21 protein-coding genes are annotated in these 22,558 nt (G+C 64.2%); 8 read left to right on the forward strand and 13 right to left on the reverse strand.

From position 1 onward, the window contains the following. Window positions 1-6: 6 nt before the first annotated feature. Window positions 7-636, forward strand: coding sequence for a hypothetical protein (locus tag KVY23_RS10280; protein WP_230556329.1), 630 nt, complete (start codon window positions 7-9; stop codon window positions 634-636). Then, window positions 633-1,193 carry a hypothetical protein gene (locus KVY23_RS10285; RefSeq protein ID WP_230556330.1) on the forward strand — a complete coding sequence of 187 codons (561 nt, stop codon included), beginning with the start codon at window positions 633-635 and terminating at the stop codon, window positions 1,191-1,193. Before KVY23_RS10280 ends, KVY23_RS10285 begins: the two co-directional genes overlap by 4 nt. Before the next feature lie 8 nt (window positions 1,194-1,201). Here the strand turns inward: KVY23_RS10285 and KVY23_RS10290 are convergent, their stop codons facing one another. Genes KVY23_RS10290 through KVY23_RS10300 form a run of 3 tightly spaced genes read right to left on the reverse strand, consistent with a single transcriptional unit; the run spans window position 1,202 to window position 3,672 of the window. Next, window positions 1,202-2,401: an SPFH domain-containing protein gene (locus KVY23_RS10290; protein ID WP_230556331.1), complete on the reverse strand. Its 1,200-nt coding sequence runs from the start codon at window positions 2,399-2,401 to the stop codon at window positions 1,202-1,204. A gap of 4 nt (window positions 2,402-2,405) precedes the next feature. Beyond that, on the reverse strand, window positions 2,406-2,837 hold the full coding sequence (locus tag KVY23_RS10295; RefSeq protein WP_075839762.1) for an NfeD family protein: 432 nt from the start codon (window positions 2,835-2,837) through the stop codon (window positions 2,406-2,408). Window positions 2,838-2,895: 58 nt separating this feature from the next. Continuing rightward, complete coding sequence (locus KVY23_RS10300; protein ID WP_230556427.1) at window positions 2,896-3,672, reverse strand: DUF3097 domain-containing protein; 777 nt, start codon at window positions 3,670-3,672, stop codon at window positions 2,896-2,898. A 110-nt stretch (window positions 3,673-3,782) separates the two neighbouring features. Between KVY23_RS10300 and KVY23_RS10305 the strand changes: the two genes are divergently transcribed. Beyond that, window positions 3,783-4,604 carry a hypothetical protein gene (locus KVY23_RS10305; protein WP_230556332.1) on the forward strand — a complete coding sequence of 274 codons (822 nt, stop codon included), beginning with the start codon at window positions 3,783-3,785 and terminating at the stop codon, window positions 4,602-4,604. Window positions 4,605-4,614: 10 nt separating this feature from the next. Here KVY23_RS10305 and KVY23_RS10310 read toward each other — a convergent pair whose 3' ends face one another. From KVY23_RS10310 to KVY23_RS10345, 8 genes are all read right to left on the reverse strand, one after another. Further along, window positions 4,615-5,685, reverse strand: a complete 1,071-nt coding sequence (locus KVY23_RS10310; RefSeq protein WP_230556333.1) for a ferrochelatase — start codon at window positions 5,683-5,685, stop codon at window positions 4,615-4,617. A gap of 101 nt (window positions 5,686-5,786) precedes the next feature. Then, window positions 5,787-6,611, reverse strand: coding sequence for an NADH-dependent enoyl-ACP reductase InhA (gene inhA / locus KVY23_RS10315; protein WP_075837181.1), 825 nt, complete (start codon window positions 6,609-6,611; stop codon window positions 5,787-5,789). Between the two features lie 39 nt (window positions 6,612-6,650). After that, window positions 6,651-7,373: a 3-oxoacyl-ACP reductase FabG1 gene (gene fabG1 / locus KVY23_RS10320; RefSeq protein ID WP_075837182.1), complete on the reverse strand. Its 723-nt coding sequence runs from the start codon at window positions 7,371-7,373 to the stop codon at window positions 6,651-6,653. An 86-nt stretch (window positions 7,374-7,459) separates the two neighbouring features. Further along, window positions 7,460-8,452 (reverse strand): VWA domain-containing protein, encoded by a 993-nt coding sequence (locus KVY23_RS10325; RefSeq protein WP_206510644.1) that lies wholly within the window; start codon window positions 8,450-8,452, stop codon window positions 7,460-7,462. Further along, the gene (locus tag KVY23_RS10330) at window positions 8,449-9,441 is read right to left on the reverse strand and encodes a DUF58 domain-containing protein (RefSeq protein ID WP_230556428.1); all 993 of its coding nucleotides are present in this window, start codon (window positions 9,439-9,441) and stop codon (window positions 8,449-8,451) included. Before KVY23_RS10330 ends, KVY23_RS10325 begins: the two co-directional genes overlap by 4 nt. Window positions 9,442-9,473: 32 nt before the next feature. Continuing rightward, entirely contained in the window at window positions 9,474-10,760 is a 1,287-nt protein-coding gene (locus KVY23_RS10335; RefSeq protein ID WP_374108713.1) for an AAA family ATPase, read from the reverse strand. Between the two features lie 156 nt (window positions 10,761-10,916). Then, window positions 10,917-12,530, reverse strand: coding sequence for an NlpC/P60 family protein (locus tag KVY23_RS10340; RefSeq protein ID WP_374108714.1), 1,614 nt, complete (start codon window positions 12,528-12,530; stop codon window positions 10,917-10,919). Between the two features lie 450 nt (window positions 12,531-12,980). Then, window positions 12,981-13,532, reverse strand: coding sequence for a DUF6676 family protein (locus tag KVY23_RS10345; RefSeq protein ID WP_075838686.1), 552 nt, complete (start codon window positions 13,530-13,532; stop codon window positions 12,981-12,983). 356 nt (window positions 13,533-13,888) lie between these two features. On the opposite strand from KVY23_RS10345, the gene acnA reads away from it, so the two are divergent. Continuing rightward, window positions 13,889-16,693: an aconitate hydratase AcnA gene (gene acnA / locus KVY23_RS10350; protein WP_230556334.1), complete on the forward strand. Its 2,805-nt coding sequence runs from the start codon at window positions 13,889-13,891 to the stop codon at window positions 16,691-16,693. Window positions 16,694-16,823: 130 nt separating this feature from the next. Beyond that, on the forward strand, window positions 16,824-17,402 hold the full coding sequence (locus KVY23_RS10355; RefSeq protein ID WP_075838702.1) for a TetR/AcrR family transcriptional regulator: 579 nt from the start codon (window positions 16,824-16,826) through the stop codon (window positions 17,400-17,402). A gap of 13 nt (window positions 17,403-17,415) precedes the next feature. On the opposite strand, the gene KVY23_RS10360 is transcribed toward KVY23_RS10355, so the two are convergent. Together KVY23_RS10360 and KVY23_RS10365 are read right to left on the reverse strand one after the other, a co-directional pair. Beyond that, window positions 17,416-17,676 carry a helix-turn-helix domain-containing protein gene (locus tag KVY23_RS10360; protein ID WP_268994954.1) on the reverse strand — a complete coding sequence of 87 codons (261 nt, stop codon included), beginning with the start codon at window positions 17,674-17,676 and terminating at the stop codon, window positions 17,416-17,418. Between the two features lie 103 nt (window positions 17,677-17,779). After that, a complete protein-coding gene (locus KVY23_RS10365) occupies window positions 17,780-19,411 on the reverse strand; it encodes an ABC-F family ATP-binding cassette domain-containing protein (protein WP_206510646.1) in 1,632 nt (543 codons plus the stop codon). Between the two features lie 166 nt (window positions 19,412-19,577). Here KVY23_RS10365 and KVY23_RS10370 point away from each other — a divergent pair, with 166 nt between their 5' ends. The 3 genes from KVY23_RS10370 to KVY23_RS10380 are packed head-to-tail and all read left to right on the forward strand — an operon-like array spanning window position 19,578 to window position 22,536. Next, a complete protein-coding gene (locus tag KVY23_RS10370) occupies window positions 19,578-20,366 on the forward strand; it encodes an SDR family oxidoreductase (RefSeq protein WP_230556335.1) in 789 nt (262 codons plus the stop codon). After that, window positions 20,363-21,541, forward strand: coding sequence for a lycopene cyclase family protein (locus KVY23_RS10375; RefSeq protein ID WP_230556336.1), 1,179 nt, complete (start codon window positions 20,363-20,365; stop codon window positions 21,539-21,541). The genes KVY23_RS10370 and KVY23_RS10375 overlap by 4 nt, the downstream gene beginning before the upstream one ends. Before the next feature lie 5 nt (window positions 21,542-21,546). Then, complete coding sequence (locus KVY23_RS10380; protein ID WP_230556337.1) at window positions 21,547-22,536, forward strand: Ku protein; 990 nt, start codon at window positions 21,547-21,549, stop codon at window positions 22,534-22,536. The last annotated feature ends 22 nt before the right edge of the window (window positions 22,537-22,558 follow it).

Below are 22,558 nucleotides of genomic sequence, written 5' to 3' on the forward strand. Positions count from 1 at the left end.
TGACTGATGTTCGTGTTGACGATCGACCAGCGACGGAGTCGACGTGATGTCGACCGCGTCGAGGACCTGCTCGCAGACATGCACCACCTTCAGCTCCGCCGGCCGTTCGAGCGAACCGCAGGTGACGAGGTACAGGCTGTAGTCGACGGCACACCGGCAGGCGCCCGCACCGTCGTGGACATCACACTGACTCTGGTTCGCACAGGTAACTGGAGCGTGGGAATCGGAGTCGGTTCGGTCGAGCGCCCGCTACCGACCAGCACGCGTGCCGGACGCGGCCCGGCATTCGAGGCAGCCCGCGACGCCGTCACTCGGGCAAAGAATGCGCCGGCCAGGCTCGCGATCACCGCTGCGGATTCACGCACGACAGGTCGTGCTCTCGACGCCGAGACTGCACTGACGCTGTTGGCGATGCTCATCCTGGACCGCACCGAACAGGGGCACCAGGCCTGCGAATTGATGGATGCGGGGCACACCCAGACCGCCGCGGCAGACCTACTCGGGATCTCCAAGCAGGCGATGTCGCAACGATTGTCGGTGGCGAGGTGGAGTATCGAAGCCAACGGTCGCACGTTGGTCGAACACCTTCTCACCGACACCAGCGATGCTTCGAACGAACAGCCGGGAGACACATGACCTTCATAACGCTGCTGCTACTTGTGCTCTCCGCAGCCGCAACCGTCGTTCCCTCACGCCCGTCGATACCGCACTGGGTAAACGCCGCCGTGTCTGCAGCCCTGTTGGCACTGGCCGCGATCACCGGCGCCATGACCGACCCGGCACAGGGTTTCGCACTGGCCGCAACATATGTCGTCACCGTCTCAGCTGCCGTCGTCGGCGGATCTGCGATCGTCACGGCTGTTTTCCGGATAGCGCGAAGAGACGGCGCACCAGAACCAGGCGGACCCCCTGGACCAGCATCGGCTGGACCGTTGCACGGCGGGAAGACGATCGGGGCCCTCGAACGAACCGCAGTGGCGGTGTCGATTCTGGCGGGATGGCCGGAGGGAATAGCGATCGTCCTGGCCGTCAAGGGCCTTGCGCGTTATCCGGAACTGCGTGGAACAGATCCGCCGACCGAAACGCCGACGACACAGGTGTCGTCGGCGTCCGAACAATTCATCATCGGGACTTTCGCCAGCGTCATGTGGGCCGTCGCGGTCTGCGGTATCGGCCTCGGCCTAGTGAGCTGAGCTGGTGCCTACTGCTGTTCCGGTAGAGGTGACTGCTCCGGCAGACCCGGCTCCAGTTCACCGAGACCGAGACCCAGGCCCTTGGCCAGGCTCGGATCGGGCTTGAGCGAGGTATCGACAGGCGTTCTGGCCACAGCCTCGGCGGCCGCGACGGCTTCTGCCACCGCCGGATCACTCTTCGTCTCGAACCACTCGGCAACTTCTTCGGAGTCGTCGACGGGCTTCGTCTCGTCACCGGAGGTTTCACTCGGCTCGTAGCGGAAAACGCCGTCCTCGCCGGGTGCACCCAACGTCTTCGCGAAACCCTTCAACGCATCGCCGAAGTCGCTGGGAATCATCCACACCTTGTTCGAATCGCCCTGCGCCATCTGCGGAAGTGTCTGCATGTACTGGTAGGCCAGGAGCTCGGGCGTGGGCTTGCCGGACTTGATCGCGGCGAATACTTTCTCGATGGCCTTGGCCTGCCCCTGGGCCTGCAGGTACTTCGCAGCGCGATCACCCTGTGCACGAAGGATTCTGGACTGGCGCTCACCTTCGGCAGTCAGAATCGACGCCTGCTTGGCACCCTCCGCCGCGAGGATGCGGCTCTGCTTGTCGCCCTCCGCCGTCTTGATCGAAGACTCCCGATGACCCTCGGCGGTAAGGATGGTCGCACGCTTCTCACGGTCGGCCTTCATCTGCTTCTCCATCGATTCCTGAATCGACGGCGGCGGGTCGATGCTCTTGAGCTCGACACGTGCCACTCGCAGTCCCCATCGACCCGTGGCTTCGTCGAGTACGCCGCGCAGCTGGCCATTGATCGAATCACGCGAGGTGAGCGTCTCCTCCAGCGTCATTCCGCCGACGACGTTGCGAAGCGTGGTGGTGGTCAATTGCTCGACACCGACGATGTAGTTGTTGATCTCGTAGACCGCGGCCTGCGGGTTGGTCACCTGAAAGTAGACGACCGTGTCGATCGACACCGTGAGGTTGTCCTTGGTGATCACGGGCTGGGGAGGGAACGAGACGACACGTTCGCGGAGATCGACCTTGGCACGAATGCGGTCGACGAACGGAATGAGAAACGTGAGCTGACCGGAGACGGTCTTGGAGTAGCGGCCGAGCCGTTCGATGACGGCTGCATCTGCCTGCGGGACGAGTGCAACGGACTTGGCGAGCAGGACGACTACGAGAAAGACGATGACGCCCAGAACTATCAGTGCTTCCATGAAACTAGATTCCCCTCCATACGACAGCTGTTGCGCCGTCAATTTCCATTACGGTCACGGTCGTCCCCGGCGCGTACACCTCGGTGTCGTCGAGCGGGCGAGCAGTCCACACGTCACCATCGATCTTGACCTGACCTTCGGTTGCCGACACCTGGGCCAGCACCAGCGCCGATTTGCCGGACAGCGCGGCGACGCCGGTGGTCAGGATTGGGGGCGACGCGAACTTGCGAAGCAGTATCGGACGCACACCGAGCACGAGGGCCAACGACACGAGCGCGAAGATCACTGCATCTGCCCACACCGGAAAGTCCGTCACCGCGGAGATGCCGGCGGTCGCCAACGCGCCGCCGGCAATCATGAGCAGGAAAAAATCTCCCGTCAGCGCTTCGGCCGCTGCAAGGAGACCTCCTGCGATGAGCCAGATAATCGCCGCCACAGAGTCCATACAACCACAAATCGGACAGCTGGCGGTGGACCAGGCTACGACCTGGAAACTACGGCTCTGTCACAAAATCCACGAGACGCTCGACCGCACCGATCAGGGGTGCCTCGAGGTCGCGGAACGACGACACGGACGAATAGACGCGTCGCCAACCATCCCTCGGCGACCCCCACCCGAGCTCCCGGCAGATACCGGTCTTCCAGTCCTGCCCGCGCGGGATTTTCGGCCATGCGGAAATACCAACCGCTTTGGGCCGCACAGCTTCCCACACGTCGATGTACGGATGACCGGTAACGAGCACATGCGGTCCGAGGGAGGTGGTCAGCTTCGACTCCTTCGATCCCTCCACCAGGTGATCGACCAACACGCCGACACGACGTCCCGGCCCGGGCCCGAAATCGGCGAGCCGCTCCCCCAGGTTGTCCAAGCCCTCCAAGTGCTCCACCACAACACCCTCGACGCGCAGATCGTGCCCCCACACCCGTTCGACGAGGGCGGCGTCGTGCACCCCTTCCACCCAGATTCGGCTTGCCCGAGCAGTCCGCGCCCGGACGCCCTCGACTTTCGTCGAACCGGACGCCGACCGGGTGTCCGCTGGTTTCTTCGCTGCAGCGCGAACGCGCACGAGCGTCACTCGTCTGCCGTCGATCAGGAACGCCGCCTCACGCAACGCGAACAGACGCGTCGTACGCGCAGCGTCCTCGAGCCTGACAAAGTCACCGTCGTACGTTCTCTCGAACCCGACAACCGCACCGCAGAACCCACTGGCGGCGTCCTCGACAACCAGACCTCGCTCCGCAGGCACCTCGGGCGCTGGAACCTTGCGCATACGGCTGTGCCCCGAAAGAATGTCGCCGCCATAGATGTCTGCCACGGCAGACACCGTAGCGACCCCGTGTAGGAAGCGCCGCGCGCCACGCCGACCTATGCTTGGCAGTCGTGAGTTCTCCAAGCGCAAGCCTCACCCTGTGGGCCAGCTCGTGGCTGGCCGGTGTCAGCGCGTCCGACGACGTCATCGACGCCTTGTCCGAGTGGGCGCCGATGCACCTGATCGCGGCGGCCGACGATCGGACCGCGGGCGCTACGGGACTGTCGTGGCCGAGTCCCCGCGCGGACGGCGTCGCCGCGCTCTTGACGGCTGTCCGCAAACACGTCCCGCGCACCAGCGCCGACGCTGTGATCGAGTTACTTCTGCCGGCGCCGGGAGCGGTGGAGAACCTACCCCCGAACAGCGACTTCGCTCGCGCAGCCCTTGTTGCTGGGCAGGCTGTGGTGGTCGGGCACTCGGATACGACGGGCCTCGGCTTCGTACCGACAGTCGAAGGTCCGGATGTTCTTCGTTGGACGGTCTTCTCGGTCCCCATCACCTCTCCTTACGTGCGCGAGTACTCGCTCGGTCAAGCCGAGTACTCCATGCGTGACGCTGTCCGCGGCGCCGCGGACGCCCTGGGATCCATGCAGGTACTACCGACGAGATCCGCGGACGGCAATGCGCGCGCTCGGATCGAGAGTGCGATGTCGGAGATGGCTCGCCACCGCTATCCGGACGGCACATCCGAGCGAGTTCTTCGAGTGATGGAGTCCGCGGACCGCGTCGCAGCGATTCTGTCGGTCGCCCAGCGTCATGCCCCCACCGAGGCGCCCACCGCCGGCGCGGCAGCTGCCCGAGAAGACTTGCTGCGACCGTTGTGGGGTGCCGTCCGATCTGCCAGACTCAGCGCCGTCGCAGCGACGGTGCAGACGTGCGTGCAGCGCACATGATCGGCTGAGATCAGGCCGACGGCCGTGCCGGTCGTGTCGGCTGCTCACAACACCCAACGGCGCACCGCGCCCCATTGGTGGTCGAACCGTAGCCCGGCACTGCGCCGATACCGCGCGCGTCGGCGCCGTCGGTGTACTCACGGACCAGTTCCACAACCATTTTCGCGAAACGGACGTCTGTGCCTGGGGTGGCCGCTCGGACGTAGTCCATCGATAGTTCTTTCGCCTTCGCTTCCGCTTCGGTGTCGAGGTCCCACACCACCTCGAGATGGTCGGACACGAAGCCGATCGGGCAGACAACCACCGCCTCGACGCCGGTGCCGACCAACTTTTCCAGATGGTCGCAGATATCGGGTTCGAGCCATGGAACCTGAGGCGGGCCGGAACGGGACTGCCAGACCACGTCGTAGTCGTCGATCCCGGCTGCAGCCGCGGCGAGCCTCGACGCGTCGGCGACCTGACGGCTGTAGAGGTGACCGCCGTCGGCAGGAGGGCCTGCGTGGGCATCGGCGGCACTGGGAATCGAATGTGCGGTGAACACCAGCCTGGCCCCTGCTCGTGCCGCCGGGTTCAGCGCGGCGAGCGCGGCCTCGATGGCATCGGCAAACGACGCGATCATCACCGGGTGATCGAAATACTGCCTGATCTTCACCATGTCAGGGGCACCGTCACCCACCGAGGCTCGAGCGCGCGCTATGTCCTCGTGATACTGCCGACATCCCGAGTAGCCGCCCCACGCGGATGTGGGAAACACGAGTGCTCGCTCGACCCCGTCCGCCTTCATCTGCGCAACGGTGTGCTCCGCCATCGGATGCCAATTGCGGTTCCCGAAGTACACCGGCAGTTCGATTCCCGCGGCAGCCAATTCGGCTTCGATGCGGCCGATGATGTCGCGGTTGAGCGCATTGATGGGTGAGACACCACCGAAATGCATGTAATGCTCGACGACTGCGTCGAGCCGTTCGGGGGGCACGCCGCGGCCACGAGTGACGTTCTCGAGGAACGGGCGAACATGGGCGGGCTCTTCGGGGCCACCGAACGACAGGAGAAGAAGGGCGTCGTATGCCGAGGACGTCGTCATCTCTCCATTGTGCGCCAAACCCGCATGTGACCGAAAAACGCGCTGCGCTCGAGGGTGAAAGCCCATGGTCAGCCAGGGATCTCACCCTCGAGCGCGCGGGCTCACATACCTTCGGGCAGGTACGTGTTGTGGCTGGCGCCGCCGTCGACGTAGATGATCGAACCGGTGGTTCCGGGCAACCAGTCGGACAACAATGCCACGATGGACTTGGCCACTACGGTCGGATCGTCGTAGTTCCAACCGATCGGTGACGCGCCGTCCCAGTACTCGTTGAGCTGCTGCATCTTCTTCGCATCATCGGTGGCGGTTCCGGCAATAGCCTTCGCTGCGAGAGTGCGGATGGGACCGGCTGCGACGAGGTTCGACCGAATCCGCTTGGCCTGCCCCACCTCTCGGGCTACATAGCGGTTGACCGATTCCAGAGCGGCCTTCGCCACTCCCATCCAGTTGTAGTACGGCATCGCCGTGCGCGGATCGAAGTCCATGCCGACGATGGAACCGCCCTCGTTCATGACCGGAAGGACGGCGCGGGCAAGCGAGGCGTAGCTCCACGCCGAGATTTCGAACGCCTTCGACGCGTCCGGGCCAGGGCCGTCCAGGAACGGCTTGGCGTCGGGTCCCATGAGTGTGCGCGGTGCGAACGCGATGGAGTGCAGCACACCGTCGATACCCTCGGGTGCCAACTCGCGTACCCGGTCGGCCAGCGCAGCGAGATGCTCCTCGTTGGTGGCATCGAGTTCGATGGCCGGCGGCACCGGCTGGGGAAGGCGCTGCGCGATTCGGTCGATCAGCCGCAGCCGATCGAAGCCGGTGATGATCACCTTCGCGCCCTGATTTTGCGCCATAGCAGCGGCGTGGAACGCGATCGAAGCATCGGTGATGATGCCCGTCACGAGAATGGTCTTGCCTTCGAGCAGTCCGCCCATGTGTGTTCCTAACAGATCGAATGAAATGAGAAAAGCAGGTCAGTGACCCATGCCCATACCGCCGTCGACCGGGATGACAGCGCCCGAGACGTACCCGGAGTCGGGTCCTGCGAGGAAGCTCACCACTGCAGCCACGTCCTCGGGCTGGCCCAAACGCTGAAGCGGGATGAATTCCTTGGCCTTGCTACGCAGATCGTCGGGCAACTCGGCAGTCATGTCGGTTTCGATGAAGCCTGGAGAAACGACGTTGGCGGTAATCGAACGCGAACCGAGTTCACGCGTGATCGAGCGGGCCATACCGATGACACCGGCCTTGGACGCCGCGTAGTTGATCTGACCGGGTCCACCGCCCAGTGCGACGACGGAGCTCAGGAAGATCATTCGGCCCCAACGGCCACGCAGCATCGCACGGTTCGCACGCTTCGCGACCCGGAAAGCGCCGGTCAGATTCGCATCGATGACCCGCTGGAACTGATCTTCCGTCATCCGCATCAGCAACGTGTCGTCGGTGATGCCGGCGTTTGCCACGAGGACCTCTACCGGACCCTGCTTCTCCTCGACCTCCTTGAACGCGGAGTCGACGGACTCGGAATCGGTAACATCGCAGATCACACCGAACAAGCCTTCTGGGACGCCTGAACCGCGGTGTGTGACAGCAACTTTGTGGCCGTCTGCAGCGAGACGCTGCGCGATGGCGAGGCCGATGCCTCGATTACCTCCGGTGACGAGTACCGAACGGGGGGTGAAGTCGGGTGAAGACATGCCTGCAACCTATCTGTTGGTGCGTCGGAGACAAAGTAGGACTACTGGTGATTACTAACAGCAAATCAGGCAAAATTTCTCAAAAGTCAGGGCAGTCTTTGGCGGAGAACTAAAGCCGTACCCAAGCCCGCGGCGGTGAACAGAACTCCCAGGATCAACCACGGACGGCTCGCATCGCCACGGGTGATCTCGAACCCGATCTGCTCCTCGAGGGTGTCGTACACCGCGCGCAACTCCTCGAGTGAGGATGCAGTGAAGAAGCTACCGCCCGACAGATCGGCGATCTCACGCAGTGAGGGGTCGTCCACCGGGACGGGCACTCTGTCCGAGCCCGCTTCGGTCTCGATGTCGACAGTTCCATAGCTGGTCCCGAACGAGATGGTGGAGATCGGCACGTCCCTCTCGGCGGCCGCGCGCGCCGCGGTGTAGGCGCCGCGGGGATCGTCGGGTTCCTCCGGCACAGTCTGTTTGCCATCCGACAACAGAACGATGCGAGCTGGCGGAGCTGCTTCGCCGCCACCCAGCACCGCACCGAGCGTGTCGATGGATTGCAGAGAGGTGAAGATGGCCTCGCCCGTAGCCGTACGTTCGCTCAGCTGCAATTTGTCGATGGCCGCTTTGGTCGCTTCACGGTTGGTTGTCGGCGATACCAGTACCGAGGCCGTTCCAGCAAACGCAACGAGACCGAGGTTGATGCCGGGTGTCAAACCGTCGGCGAACGATTTTCCGGCTTCCTGAGCCGCCGCCAGCCGCGACGGTTCCACGTCGGTGGCTTCCATCGACAACGACACATCGATGACGAGCATGACTGTGGCGCGGTTGCGCGGGACGCGCTGATCCGAGGTCGGCCCGGCGAGCGCCACCGTCAACAGCATCAGGCCCACCAGGACGAGGGCGGTGGGGACGTGACGCTCGTACCCGCGGCGGGTGGGCGCGACGGTCTCGAGCAATTCCATGTTGGAGAACAGCAGCGTGTGCTTCTGACGTCGACGCTGCATGAGGACGTACCCGACGACGAGGCCGATGACGACGATCAGGAACAGAAGCCACCACGGTGAGGAGAACTGCGACAGACTCACCGGCGACCTGCCCGAGCAGTATTGACGGCACTGGCTCCCATGGTGTGCCGACGAGCGGATACGAACTTCACGACATCGGCGATCCAGTCACCGTCGGTACGAAGGGTCAGTCGAGGTGCGCCGCACCGACGCAGTGCGCGCTCCACGTCCGAGCGGTGCGCCGCCGCAGCCGCCGCGAAATCCGCACGCAGGCGCGGGGTGGTGCTGAACTCGCGGGTGCGCCCGGTCTCGGGATCGTGCAGCACGACATCTCCTACATCGGGAAGTTCGAGGTCGCGAGGGTCGAGCGCCTCCACTGCCAGCACGTCGTGTCGCGCGGAGATGGCGCGTAGTGAACGTTCCCAGTCGATCGGGCCGAGGAAGTCACTGATGACGACAGCCATCCCCCGCCGACGCTGCGGTCGCCGAAGCGACTCGATGGCCTCCCGAAGATTCCCCCGAACGCCGTCTGCCGCACTGGGCGTCGTCGCGATGGTCCGCAACATCGCCTGAGCATGGGTTCGGCCACCTCGCGCAGGGATCCGGGTGGTTCGGGCACCCGTCGCGACCACAGCGCCGACTCGATTGCCGCCACCGCCGGTGAGGTGAGTGATGGCGGCAGCTGCGGCAACTGCGAGATCTCGCTTCTCGCAACCTGTGGTGCCGAAATCGAGGCTGGCGGACAGGTCCACCACCATCCAGGTTTCGAGCTCTCGATCGGCGACGGACTGGCGCACGTGCGGATGCGTCGTGCGCGCGGTCACCGACCAGTCCATCTGACGAACGTCGTCACCGGGTTGATATTCACGCGCATCACCGGGTTCGGATCCCGGTCCGGGAATCAGCCCGAGGTGATCACCGTGCAGCACCCCGTCGAGTCGGCGACGAACCGTCAACTCGAGGGTGCGCAGCGCGGCAGCGAGGGTGGGATCGTGTAGCTCACCACTTCGAAAGGAGGGTGGACGACCCTCGTGTCGGGGAGCGTCGGTGTACTCGGACGACTGGCCCACATCGCGGCCGGCGCTCCCGCCCAATGCCCCGGTCACTGCTGCTGGCTACCCGGGGCGGGACTGTTTCCGGGAGACTTGTCCAGCATGGGTCCACCCGCCTGAGACGGCTGCATCGGCTTCGGCTGCATGGGTTGCGGCTGCATGGGTTGCGACTGCATCGGCTGGGGCTGCATGGGCGACTGTTGCATCGGTGGAGGCTGCTGGGGGGCACTCTGCGCGCCACCGACAGCCTGCGGCGCCACCTGCGGAAGCCCGACGGTTTGCAGCACCTTGGTGATGACATCCTCGGGCGTCACTTCGTCCGCGAGCGCGTCGTAGGACAGCACGAGACGATGCCGCAGAACGTCCGGAATGACTTCGAGCACGTCCTGGGGAACGACATAATCCCGGCCGCGAAGCAGCGCGAGGGCGCGCGAGGCCGCAATGATGCCCAGCGTTGCGCGGGGCGAGGCGCCGTATGCGATCCAGCTCGCGACATCGTGCAGGCCGAGATCCTCGGGCTTTCGGGTCGCGGCAATGACACGGACAACGTAATCGACCAGGGCGTGATGGACGAATACCGAACTTGCAACCTTCTGTAGCCGCACCAGCTCTTCCGGGTCGAGAATCTGTCTGGGCGTTGGAACCTCCGTTCCCATGCGGTAGACGATCTCGCGTTCCTCTTCGACCGTCGGGTAATCGACGACGATCTTGAACAGGAACCGATCGCGCTGCGCTTCCGGGAGCGGGTAGACCCCTTCGTTCTCGATCGGGTTCTGAGTTGCCATCACCAGGAACGGATCCGGCATCGGGAACGTCCTACCGCCGATGGTGACGTGGCGTTCGGCCATGACCTCGAGGAGCGCCGACTGAACCTTCGCGGGTGCACGGTTGATCTCGTCCGCGAGCACGAAGTTGGCGACTACAGGACCGAGCTCGGTGTCGAATTCCTCGCGCCCCTGCCGATAGATGCGGGTGCCGATGAGGTCGGTGGGCACCAGGTCGGGGGTGAACTGCACACGGGAGAACGAACCGCCGACGACCTTCGCGAACGTCTCCACAGCAAGCGTCTTCGCGACGCCCGGAACGCCTTCCAGCAGGACGTGCCCGCGTGCGAGCAACCCCACGAGGATCCTCTCGACAAGACGATCCTGGCCGACGATCACCCGCTTGACTTCGTACACGGCCTTTTCGAGGATTCGGACGTCCTGCTCCAGTCCGGCCACTTCGGCACGGCTCGAGCCCTGCGCGTTCGACTCGGGCCTCGACGAGTTGCCGCTCGCAGAGTTGCTGCTCGCCGAACTGCCGCTCGCCGAACTGCCGCCCTCACGTGATGCCACCAAGAATCCACCGCTTTCGCTCGTACCGAGTCGCGGGCACGTACTGCGCTCCCCCGTCGACTATCCCAGGTGATGACGCCCTGCGGCGTCGGTCACTGCCCACGGTACCGGCGCACGTCTCGGAGCATTGCGTTGCAGTGCGTCCTCACCCGTATATCAGGAGACCATCCGCACGGCGTACGGGGTCATCCCCCCATATCGCACGGGGGAAATCTTGACGATGCTGCCGGATTGAGGAGCCTCGAGCATCTTTCCGTCACCGAGGTAGAGCGCAACGTGCTGGCTCGCGTTCGGACCGTAGAACAACATGTCGCCGCGCTTCATGTCGGATGAGGGAACCTGCTTGCCCGCCGTGTACTGATAGCCGGTGTAGTGCGGCAACGAGATTCCGAGACCGGCGAATGCGTAGATCATCAGTCCGGAACAATCGAAACCGACGATGTTGTAATCACCGAAGGAATCGGCGACCCCGCCATCGCGGATGCCCTTCGTTGGACCGTTCTCGTCACCGCCACCCCATGAATAGGGCACACCCAGCTGCGACATGCCCCGGTCGATGACCAACTCGATGGCCGCACTGCCCACGAGTGAGGAATCGGACCGCCCGGAGTCACGTGACGTCCCGGGTGTCGACGGAGTCACGCTCCGCTGGGTGGACGGCTGGGTGGTGGACGGCTGGGTGGTCGACGGCTGGGTGGTGGACGGCTGGGTGGTGGACGGCTGGGTGGTCGACGAGGGTGAGCTGGCGTCGGTGTCGTCGGTGTCGTCGGTGTCGTCGGTGTCGTCGATATCGGTATGCGAACGTTGCCCCGCGGCAGCCGCTGCGGCTGCCGCTGCTGCGGCGGCAGCCTGGTTGGCCGCCACCCGAGCTGCGGCCTCGACGGCGGCTTCCCGCGCCGCGGCAGCTGCGGCAGCGATCGCCGCATCCTCGGCGGCCTTCTGTTGCTCCCAGGCCGTGTACGCCACCCGTTGACCTTGGAGACCTGCGACGTCCGATCGCGCTGCGGCGAGTTGGCTCTGCGCCGAATCTCGCTCGGTTTCGATCGCGGCCTTCTGCTCGGCCTGGGCTTGCAGCGCGGCACGTGCGGTCGCGATGGCTTGCTCTGCCTCGCCCTTCTTGGCCTCGGCCTCGGCGGCGGCGGCGTCAGCCTGCTGTTGGGATTCTCGGGCTGCCGAATCGCGGTTGGCCTGCTCGGTTCGCGCGCGTTGCAGCCCGTCGAGGACGGCGTTCTGACTGCTGGACAACATCGCCAGCACCTGAGCGCGATCGAGCACGTCATCCGGGCCAGTCGAACCCAGGAACGACGAGACCGATGCCACACCGGTTCCCTGGGTGTAGCTCGACACCGCGAAATCGTTGAACTTCTTCTGGGCCGCCTGGATCTGCACGCCTGCATCGGTGAGCGCCTGTTGCGCAGTGACTACCAGTTGCGCCGCTACGTCGGCAGCACTGCGGGCGTTCTGGAGGTCGACGAGTGCCTTGTTGACGTCCTCACGCTTGATCGCGACGTCCGCGTCGAGTTGTGCCAGTTGCTGATTGGCTGAGGCGACCTGGTCGATGAGCGCGCCGACGGTACCGAGCTGTTGTTCGACGCGGGTTCCGGCCGCGACGATGGCGGTGTCGGACGGATTGGGGGGTGGCGGCGGTACGGCAGCGGCGGTACCGGACACGGCGCACATCAGCGCGACGACGACGCCGGCACCGACAATCACGCGCGCAGATCTCGAGAACTGGCTGCGGCGGGTGCCGCCGAAAGCTCGTGGTCTCACAAATGTCTCCCTCGGTCCCGGCGCTCGCGACGGTTCCACAGGAAACGTCGACGCCGGACCACGGAGAGTTCGAGACGCTAGTCGGATGACTCTCAGCGCGCCGGGCAGGGAGAGAGCACGCAGCAATACGACAGGTGCCACCGTCGGCAACACCCGAAGCATCGGCCCCCCGAGTCAACTCGAGTGGACCTCAGCCCTTCTGCGACACTCCTTCCCCAGCAGTGCCAATGGCACCGTACGACACTTTGCACCCTAATGAAACTCCAGTCACAAAGTACACATATGTAATTCGACGTGCGGAAATGCGCTGAACTCGGCGTTTATCGGAAACAATTTTTGCGACTTTTTCCCAGGGGCTGCTCATGAACGCGACAATGCCCCGACCGTCCGGCCGGGGCATTGTCGAAAATGGCGCCTGTTCAGCGCGCGAGACCATTCGTGCCGCGTGGCTCAGCGATCGCCGACGCTGACACTGTCCTCGCTCGGCGCCTGCGGGTGCGAGATTCCCACAGACCTTCGGCGCACCTTCACTGCGGCCGTCGCCGCTGCGCATCCGGCGACGAACAGGATCAGTACACCCGTGATCAACGCCCACGGCTCCTGCGGCCCGACGAGCGTGTCGACGAAGTTGTCGGCTGCAACCGCCGGATCGCCGGTATACGTGCGATCCTGTCCTGCCTCGAGGACCACTCGACTGATGGAGTCACTGAAGCTGCCGACCTGGCCTGGGCCCAGCACCAGGACGGTACCGCCATCCTCTGCTCCGACGGCCGTTGCGAGATCCCGCAGCTGCGAGTCGTGCCCCACACTGTTCTCCACGACGACTATTGCAAGGTCGATGCCATTGTCCTCGGCTCTGGCAACGGCGGCCTGCAACTCGCCTTCGATCGACGCCGGCGCGCTGACACCTGTCGCGGCGACGTCCGCCACGATGGCGTCGACGTCGACGTCCGGTGGAACGTCGGCCGCCAGCGGAACAATGGTAAGGATCGGTTCAGGCATTCATTTCGTCCAGACGGGTGTAGCGGAGTCGGCGGGGCAACGAGGCACTTCGCGGTGAGCGAGGGCTCACCGGCAGAACATTACGTCACCGCCACACTCGGCCCGCGACTCCCGTTGCACCGCCCGGTACGAGTGAGGCTCCCCTGCATTGCGAACAGGGTGGAACTGCACGAAGATCGTCATCGCGAGGACATTCGTGCAGCAATGCGGGTATGCCCTCCAGTTCAACAGGACAAGCGTACTGTTAGACTCGAAAGTCGAGACGTCAACCCGCGCCCAACGGTAGCGAGGTACGCCTCGCTTCAACCGTCGACACAGCCCTGTCGGCGGTGTGCCTCAAGACGAGTGGAGCTGAAGTGACCGCCAGTAATGATTCGTTCGGTGCAAAGGGCACCCTCCAAGTCGGAGAGAACTCCTACGAGATCTTCCGCCTCTCCGCCCTGCCCGGCGCCGAGAAGCTGCCCTACGCACTGAAGGTCCTCGCGGAGAACCTCCTTCGCACCGAGGACGGTGCCAACATCACCGCCGACCATATTCGCTCGATTGCGTCGTGGGACCCTTCCGCCGACCCGAGTATCGAAATCCAGTTCACCCCGGCCCGCGTCATCATGCAGGATTTCACCGGAGTGCCCTGCATCGTCGACCTGGCGACCATGCGCGAGGCAGTGACCACCCTCGGCGGTGACCCGAACAAGGTCAACCCGCTCTCCCCGGCCGACATGGTCATCGACCACTCGGTCATCCTCGACGTCTTCGGCCAGTCCGATGCGCTCGAGCGCAACGTCGACCTCGAGTACGAGCGCAACGGTGAGCGCTACCAGTTCCTGCGTTGGGGCCAGGGCGCGTTCGACGACTTCAAGGTCGTCCCCCCGGGCATGGGAATCGTGCACCAGGTCAACATCGAGTACCTCGCGCCGACCATCATGACGCGCCGAGGCCAGGCTTACCCCGACACCTGCGTCGGCACGGACTCGCACACCACCATGGTCAACGGTCTCGGCGTCCTCGGTTGGGGAGTCGGCGGCATCGAGGCAGAGGCAGCCATGCTCGGCCAGCCGGTCTCCATGCTCATCCCCCGTGTCGTCGGATTCAAGCTCTCCGGCGAAATTCAGCCGGGCGTCACCGCAACCGATGTGGTGCTCACGGCCACTCAGATGCTCCGCAAGCACGGCGTAGTCGGAAAGTTCGTCGAGTTCTACGGCAAGGGCGTATCCGAGGTACCCCTCGCGAACCGCGCAACCCTGGGCAACATGAGCCCCGAATTCGGTTCCACCGCAGCAATCTTCCCGATCGACGAAGAGACCATCAACTACCTGCGCCTCACCGGCCGCAGCGACGAGCAACTCGCACTCGTCGAGGCGTACGCCAAGGAACAGGGCATGTGGCACGACCCGGAGAACGAAGCGGTGTACTCCGAGTACATCGAACTCGATCTCGGTGACGTGGTGCCGTCCATCGCGGGACCGAAGCGTCCACAGGACCGCATCCTCCTCTCCGAATCGAAGGTGGCGTTCCGCAAGGACATCCACAACTACGTCGAGGAGAACTACCCCACCGAGCACACCCAGCTCGACGAGGCAGTGGAGGAGTCCTTCCCCGCGTCCGACCCCGCCACGCTCACCTTCGCCGACGATGGCGCCGTCGACGTTCAGTCGGCCGCCAACGGCGCCGAGGGACGTCCGTCGAAGCCCATCCAGGTGGTCTCCGACGAACTCGGCGAGTTCGTTCTCGACCACGGCGCAGTCGTCGTGGCGGGCATCACCTCCTGCACCAACACCTCGAATCCATCGGTCATGCTCGGCGCGGCGCTGCTTGCACGCAATGCCGTGGAGAAGGGTCTGTCGACCAAGCCGTGGGTCAAGACCAACATGGCTCCGGGTTCGCAGGTCGTCACCGACTACTACGAGAAGGCCGGTCTCTGGCCGTACCTCGAAAAGCTCGGCTACTACCTCGGCGGCTACGGATGCACGACGTGTATCGGCAACACCGGGCCGCTCCCCGAGTCCGTCTCGAAGGCCATCAACGACAACGACCTCACGGTCGCCGCGGTACTGTCCGGCAACCGAAACTTCGAAGGCCGCATCTCCCCCGACGTCAAGATGAACTACCTGGCCTCGCCGCCACTCGTCATCGCGTACGGGCTCGCAGGCACCATGGACTTCGATTTCGAGACCGACCCGCTGGGCAAGGACCACGAGGGCAATCCCGTGTACCTGAAGGACATCTGGCCTTCTGCACAGGAGATCGACGACACGATCAAGTCGTCGATCAGCCAGGACATGTTCCGCAACTCGTACGAGACGATTTTCGCCGGAGACAGCCGTTGGCAGAATCTTTCCACCCCCGAGGGCGACACATTCGAGTGGGACGAAAACTCCACTTACGTTCGGAAGCCTCCGTACTTCGACGGCATGACGATGGAGCCGGCACCTGTATCGGACATTCAGGGTGCACGCGTGCTGGCGTTGCTCGGCGACTCGGTCACCACCGACCACATCAGCCCGGCAGGTCCCATCAAGGTCGGAACGCCCGCCGCTCAGTATCTCGACTCGCATGGTGTCGAGCGCAAGGACTACAACTCCTTGGGTTCGCGTCGTGGAAACCACGAGGTCATGATCCGCGGTACGTTCGCCAACATCCGGCTCAAGAACGAGCTGCTCGACGACGTGTCGGGTGGCTACACGCGTGACTTCACCCAGGACGGTGGCCCGCAGGCATTCATCTACGACGCCTCGCAGAACTACCAGGCGGCCGGCATCCCTCTCGTCGTCATCGGCGGCAAGGAATACGGCTCCGGGTCCTCGCGCGACTGGGCCGCCAAGGGCACCTCGCTGCTCGGCGTCAAGGCCGTCATCACCGAGTCGTTCGAGCGCATTCACCGCTCCAACCTCATCGGAATGGGCGTCGTTCCCCTGCAGTTCCCCGAGGGCGAGAGTGCGAAGTCGCTCAAGCTGGATGGCACGGAGACCTTCGACATCGTCGGCATCGAGAAGCTGAACGACGGAACCACACCGAAGACGGTCACCGTGACTGCCACGAAGACCGATGGCACCAAGGTGGAGTTCGAGGCAGTCGTTCGAATCGACACCCCCGGCGAAGCCGATTACTACCGCAACGGTGGCATCCTGCAGTACGTGCTGCGCAACATGGTTGCGGGCTGACCGGTCAGGTAACCGAACTGCCGACACTGTGATGGGCCCGGAAGTGCTGCTTCCGGGCCCATCGTCCTTCGTGCACGTCCGCGAGAGCGCTCCAACCAAGAGCGCCTGTACCGAGAGTAGGAACGAACAGGTGCCCAAGGTCAGTGAAGACCAGTTGGCTGCGCGGCGGAGCGAAATCCTCGACGGTGCGCGAACATGCTTTGCCGAGTACGGCTACGAGGGCGCGACAGTTCGGCGCCTCGAGGACGCCACCGGACTGTCACGGGGCGCGATCTTCCACCATTTCAAGGACAAAGACGGCCTGTTTCTCGCTCTCGCGCAGGAAGATGCTCGTCGAATGGCCGAGGTGGCAGCGACCCAGGGTCTGGTGCAGGTGATGCGGGACATTCTCGAGCAACCCGATCGCTTCGAGTGGCTCGGAACGCGGCTCGAGATCGCGCGAAGGCTACGAACCGATCAGGACTTCAGAAGGAGCTGGGCGGAGAAGTCGGCAGAGTTGACCGACGCCACTCACGCCCGCCTCGAGCGACAGAAGACTGCCGGTCGTCTGCGGGACGACATCCCCCAGGACGTCATGGTCGACTACCTCGATCTAGTACTCGACGGCTTGGTCGCGCGTATCGCATCCGGTCAAGGTGGCCACAACCTATCGGCGGTGCTCGACCTCGTCGAGGAATCGGTGCGCAAGAACGACACATCGGCGTCGTAGCAGCGACGTTTCGCTACAGCGCGCGCTTTCGGTTCGGTCCGCCGCGCGAGCGAAGTACGGTGCCTGATTCTTCCAACACTCTGTGCACGAATCCGTAGGATCGCCCGGTACTTTCGGCCAATGACCGAATGCTGGCGCCGGCCTCGTATTGTTTCTTCAGCGTCGACTGAAGACGGTCGCGCGAATCACCGGTGATACGAGTACCTTTGGCGTACAATCGAGACGAATCGCGGCCTTCACCGGATCCGGCTTTTCGCGCTCGCGTTACCGCCATGGTCCCTCCAGTCAGCGACACACCACTTACTGAGACCCCCGTGTACCAAGGGTAGAGGACGAGCTCGTCGGCCAGGGACGAACAGCCGAATCCGTTGCGAGGATCAGGCGAGCTGAATGAGCTCGAGGTATTCCTGTGACCAATGGTCCTCGGTGCCGTCCGGCAACAAGATGACTCGTTCGGGTGAGAGAGCCTCCGCGGCACCGGGATCGTGTGTGACCAGAACGACGGCGCCCTTGTAGCTGCGCAGTGCGTCGAGGACCTGCTCACGCGAGATAGGGTCGAGGTTGTTGGTCGGCTCGTCGAGGAGCAGTACGTTGGCGGCGGAGGAGACCAATCCGGCGAGCGCCAGACGAGTCTTCTCACCTCCGGACAGGGTGCCGGCCGGCTGCTCGAGCTGGGGCCCGGTGAACATGAACGCGCCCAACAACGAGCGAAGCTCCTGTTCGCCGGTATCGGGGGCCGCGTGACGAATGTTCTCCCACACCGAGGCGCGATCGTCGAGAGTGTCGTGTTCCTGCGCGAAATATCCGATCCGCAGACCGTGGCCCGGTTCGATCTGCCCTGAATCCGAACGCTCGGTGCCGGCCAGAATACGCAGCAGCGTCGTCTTGCCTGCACCGTTGAGCCCCAGAACCACCACCCGGCTACCGCGGTCGATTGCGAGATCGACGCCTGCGAAGATCTCGAGCGAGCCGTACATCTTCGTCAGGTTCTTGGCCATGAGCGGCGTCTTCCCGCATGGGGCAGGCTCCGGGAACCGAATGTGCGCCACCTTGTCGGACACGCGTTCCGCATCGAGATTGGCCATCAGTTTGTCGGCGCGCTTGGCCATGTTTTGTGCGGCAACGGCCTTGGTGGCCTTGGCGCCCATTTTCGCAGCCTGGACGCGCAGTGCACCTGCCTTCTTCTCCGCATTCGCGCGCTCGCGTCGACGCCGCTGCTCATCGGTGGCGCGCGCGTCGATGTACTTCTTCCAGTTCATGTTGTAAATATCGGCTTCACCGCGAACGGCGTCCAAGAACCACACGCGGTTCACGACATCACCGAGAAGCTCGACATCGTGACTGATGACGATGAGACCACCCTCGTGATTCTGGAGAAATCCACGCAGCCAGGTGATCGAGTCGGCGTCGAGGTGGTTTGTCGGTTCGTCGAGCAGCAGTGTGGTGTCCGACCGACCGCCACTACCGTCGGAGGCAGAGAACAGGATGCGCGCAAGCTCGACGCGTCGGCGCTGACCACCGGAAAGAGTGCGCAGCGGCTGGCCGAGGATGCGATCGGGCAGACCGAGACTGTTCGAAATTCTCGCTGCTTCACTTTCGGCCGCGTACCCACCGAGCGAGGAGAAGGTGTCCTCGAGTTCGCCGTATTTGCGTACTGCTTTGTCCAGTCGAGCCTCGTCGGCAACCTCGGCCATCAGGGCCTGTTGCTTTTCCATCTTGTGCAACAGAGTGTCGAGTCCGCGAGCAGAGAGCACTCGGTCACGCGCAAGAACGTCCAGATCGCCTTCCTTGGGGTCCTGCGGCAGGTAGCCCAGGTCGCTCGTACGGACGACCGATCCGGCGTACGGCTCACCCTCACCGGCAAGGATGCGCAAGGTGGTGGTTTTGCCTGCCCCGTTCCGTCCGACCAGACCGATTCGATCGCCCGACTGGATTCGAAGGGCGGGTCCGGGAGCAGTGAGCAACGTGCGGACACCGGCACGAACTTCCAAGTCGGTGGCGGTAATCACGCGTGAACTCCTAGCGATTGTCGATCATGTGCAGAACTGTTGCCGACCGTACCGGCTGCGATCCGAATCGATGATGGCCTGCAGCGGCCCGAGCAACCACTCATTTTAACCCCCTGCGCAGCGTGCTTCGACCATCTCGGAGGGTGACCCCGGTAACGTCTGGCGCATGAGCGAGGCAAGGACACATCACGGCATGGATCTGACCGGCAGAACGGCGCTCGTCACCGGAGCCAGCCGAGGTATCGGAAAGGCCGTCGCCGCCGAGCTGCTGCGCCGCGGCGCCAATGTGACGATCACCGCCCGCAAGCCCGAACCGCTCGTCGAAGCCGCACGCGAACTGCAGACCGCCGCCGCCGGGGACGCCGAGGTGCTCGCACTACCGGGCAACGCGGGCGACAGCGATTCGAGAGGCCGTGCCGTGGCCGACACCATCGACAAGTTCGGCTCGCTCGACATTCTCATCAACAACACCGGCATCAATCCGGTGTACGGCGCGCTGATGGACGCCGACCTCGATGCCGTGAAGAAGCTGTTCGACACGAACGTCGTGGCTACCCTCGGATTCGTGCAGGAAGCATATCGAGGTTGGATGGGCGAACACGGCGGCGCCATCGTCAATGTGGCCAGCGTTGCAGGCCTTCGCTCCACGGGCGTCATCGCCGCGTACGGCGCATCGAAGGCTGCTCTCATTCGGCTCACCGAGGAACTCGCGTGGCAGCTCGGCCCAGCCATTCGGGTGAACGCGGTCGCGCCGGGAGTGGTCAAGACCAAGTTCGCGGAGGCGCTGGTCGCCGCCGGTGAGGACGCAGCCGCCTCGGTGTATCCGATGAAGCGGCTGGGCACTCCCGAGGATGTTGCGAGCCTCATCGGGTTCCTCGTCTCCGAAGAGGCGTCGTGGATCACCGGCGAGACGATCCGGGTGGACGGCGGGTTGCTCGCAACCGGCGGACTGTGAGCGCTCCGTTGCCAGGCTCGCACAGCGCCGAAGTGGTCGTCCTGGGTCTGGGACCGGCCGGTCGTGCCCTGACCCACCGTGCCGCCGCTGCGGGCTTGGACGTCATCGCGATCGATACGCACCCGGCGAGGCGCTGGACTCCGACGTACTCCGCGTGGTTGGACGAGCTGCCCGAGTGGCTGCCGCGTGCCGTGATCGCGTCGGTAACCGATACACCCGCGGCTTGGACCACCAAACGCCACGCCATCGACCGCACCTACTGTGTGCTCGACACTTCTGCCCTGCAAGATGCGCTCACGGCCCCGACGGCACGGACCCTGACCGGCACGGCCGCCGCCGTCACGCCGACATCGGTGATTCTCACCGATGGGACACTCATCCGGGCGCGGACGGTTGTCGACGCGCGCGGGTCCACCGGTGTGGCCGGTCTCGCCGAGCAGACCGCGTTCGGGGTGATCGTCGATCGCGAAATCGGTGAACCGGTCCTGGAGGGGTCGGGGGCCTGGTTCATGGATTGGCGCCCGGACAACGGCACCGATTCCGCCGCCGTGCCCAGCTTTCTCTACGCGGTCTCGCTCGGATCGGACTCGTTTCTCCTCGAGGAGACCTGCCTCGTGGGTAGGCCTCCGCTCGACCCGCGAGAACTGCACGCGAGACTGCAGACGCGATTGGCCAATCGAGGTGTCACCTTGGCAGGCACCGAGGACATCGAGCGTGTTCGGTTTCCGGTTCAGGCGCCGCCCCGCGAGCCGGGCGAGCGCGGTGTGCTGCGGATCGGTGCCAGGTCCTCGGCGATGCATCCCGCGACCGGCTACAGCGTCGCCGCTGCACTCTGCGCCACCGACGGCGTCGTCGATGCGTTGCGCACGCAGCGTCGGACCAGATCGGTGTCGACCTGGGCGGTGGGACGTCTGCGTGATCTGGGGCTCAGGACCACTCTGGGTCTCGCGCCCGAGTTGGTGCCCGAGTTCTTCGCGAGTTTCTTCGACCTACCGACCTCGCTGCAGAGGGCTTATTTGTCCGGACGTTCCGATGCCGTCGGCACGGCTCACGCAATGACGAGAATGTTCCCGTCATTGCCCACTGCGGCACGCCTGGCGATTGCGCGCACCCTCATCGGAAAGGGAAATCGCGGCACAAAGGTCGACATCTCGGTCGCTTCTCGGGAATCATGAGTCCCATGCGTTCCATTTGGAAGGGTTCGATCGCCTTCGGCCTCGTCAACGTCCCCGTCAAGGTCTATTCGGCGACGGAAACGCACGACATCCGATTCCACCAGGTGCATGCCAAGGACGGCGGACGGATCAAGTACGACCGAATCTGTTCCGAATGCGGCAATTCCGTGCAATTCGCGGACATCGACAAGGCCTACGACTCCCCCGACGGCGACCGAGTCGTGCTCACCGACGAGGATTTCGACAAGCTTCCTGCAGCGGAGAAGCACGAGATTCCGGTGCTCGAGTTCGTTCCGACCGAACAAATCGATCCGATCATCTACGACAAGAGCTATTTCCTGGAGCCGGATTCGTCCTCGCCCAAGGCATACGTCCTCCTCCGTCAGACCCTGCTCGAGACCGAACGCACTGCACTGGTGCACTTCACCCTGCGCCAGAAGACGCGTCTGGCTGCATTGCGCGTGCGCGGAGAGACACTGGTGATCCAGACCCTGCTGTGGCCCGACGAGGTGAGAGCAGCAGAGTTCCCTTCGCTCGACGATGCCCCGAAACCGCGTCCGCAAGAAGTGAAGATGGCGACCACACTGGTCGAGAGTATGTCCGCCGACTTCGATCCCACCGAATACACCGACGACTACCAGATCGAACTGCGCAAGCTCATCGACGACACCATCGCCAACGGCGGCGAGAAGGTCTTCCACACCGAACAGCAGTCCTCCGACGACGGCGAGGATGCCGAGGTCGTCGACCTGGTCGCCGCGCTTCAACGCAGTGTGGAGGCAGCCGGCAGGAATTCCAAGACCGAGCAGGCCACTGCAAAGAAGACCACCCCGAAGAAGACCACCGCGAAAGAGACGCCTTCGAACAAGACCGCCGCAAAGAAAGCACCAGCCAAGAAAGCAGCGACCAAGAAGGCACCGGCAAAGAAGCCTGCCGCGAAGAGCGCGGACGAGGGCACCGACACGAAAACGACCCAGGCTCGCAAAGGCGCGTAAACCTGGGTCGTATCGGCGGAGA

Source organism: Rhodococcus sp. I2R, assembly GCF_020889545.1.
In the GTDB taxonomy this organism is placed as follows: domain Bacteria; phylum Actinomycetota; class Actinomycetes; order Mycobacteriales; family Mycobacteriaceae; genus Rhodococcoides.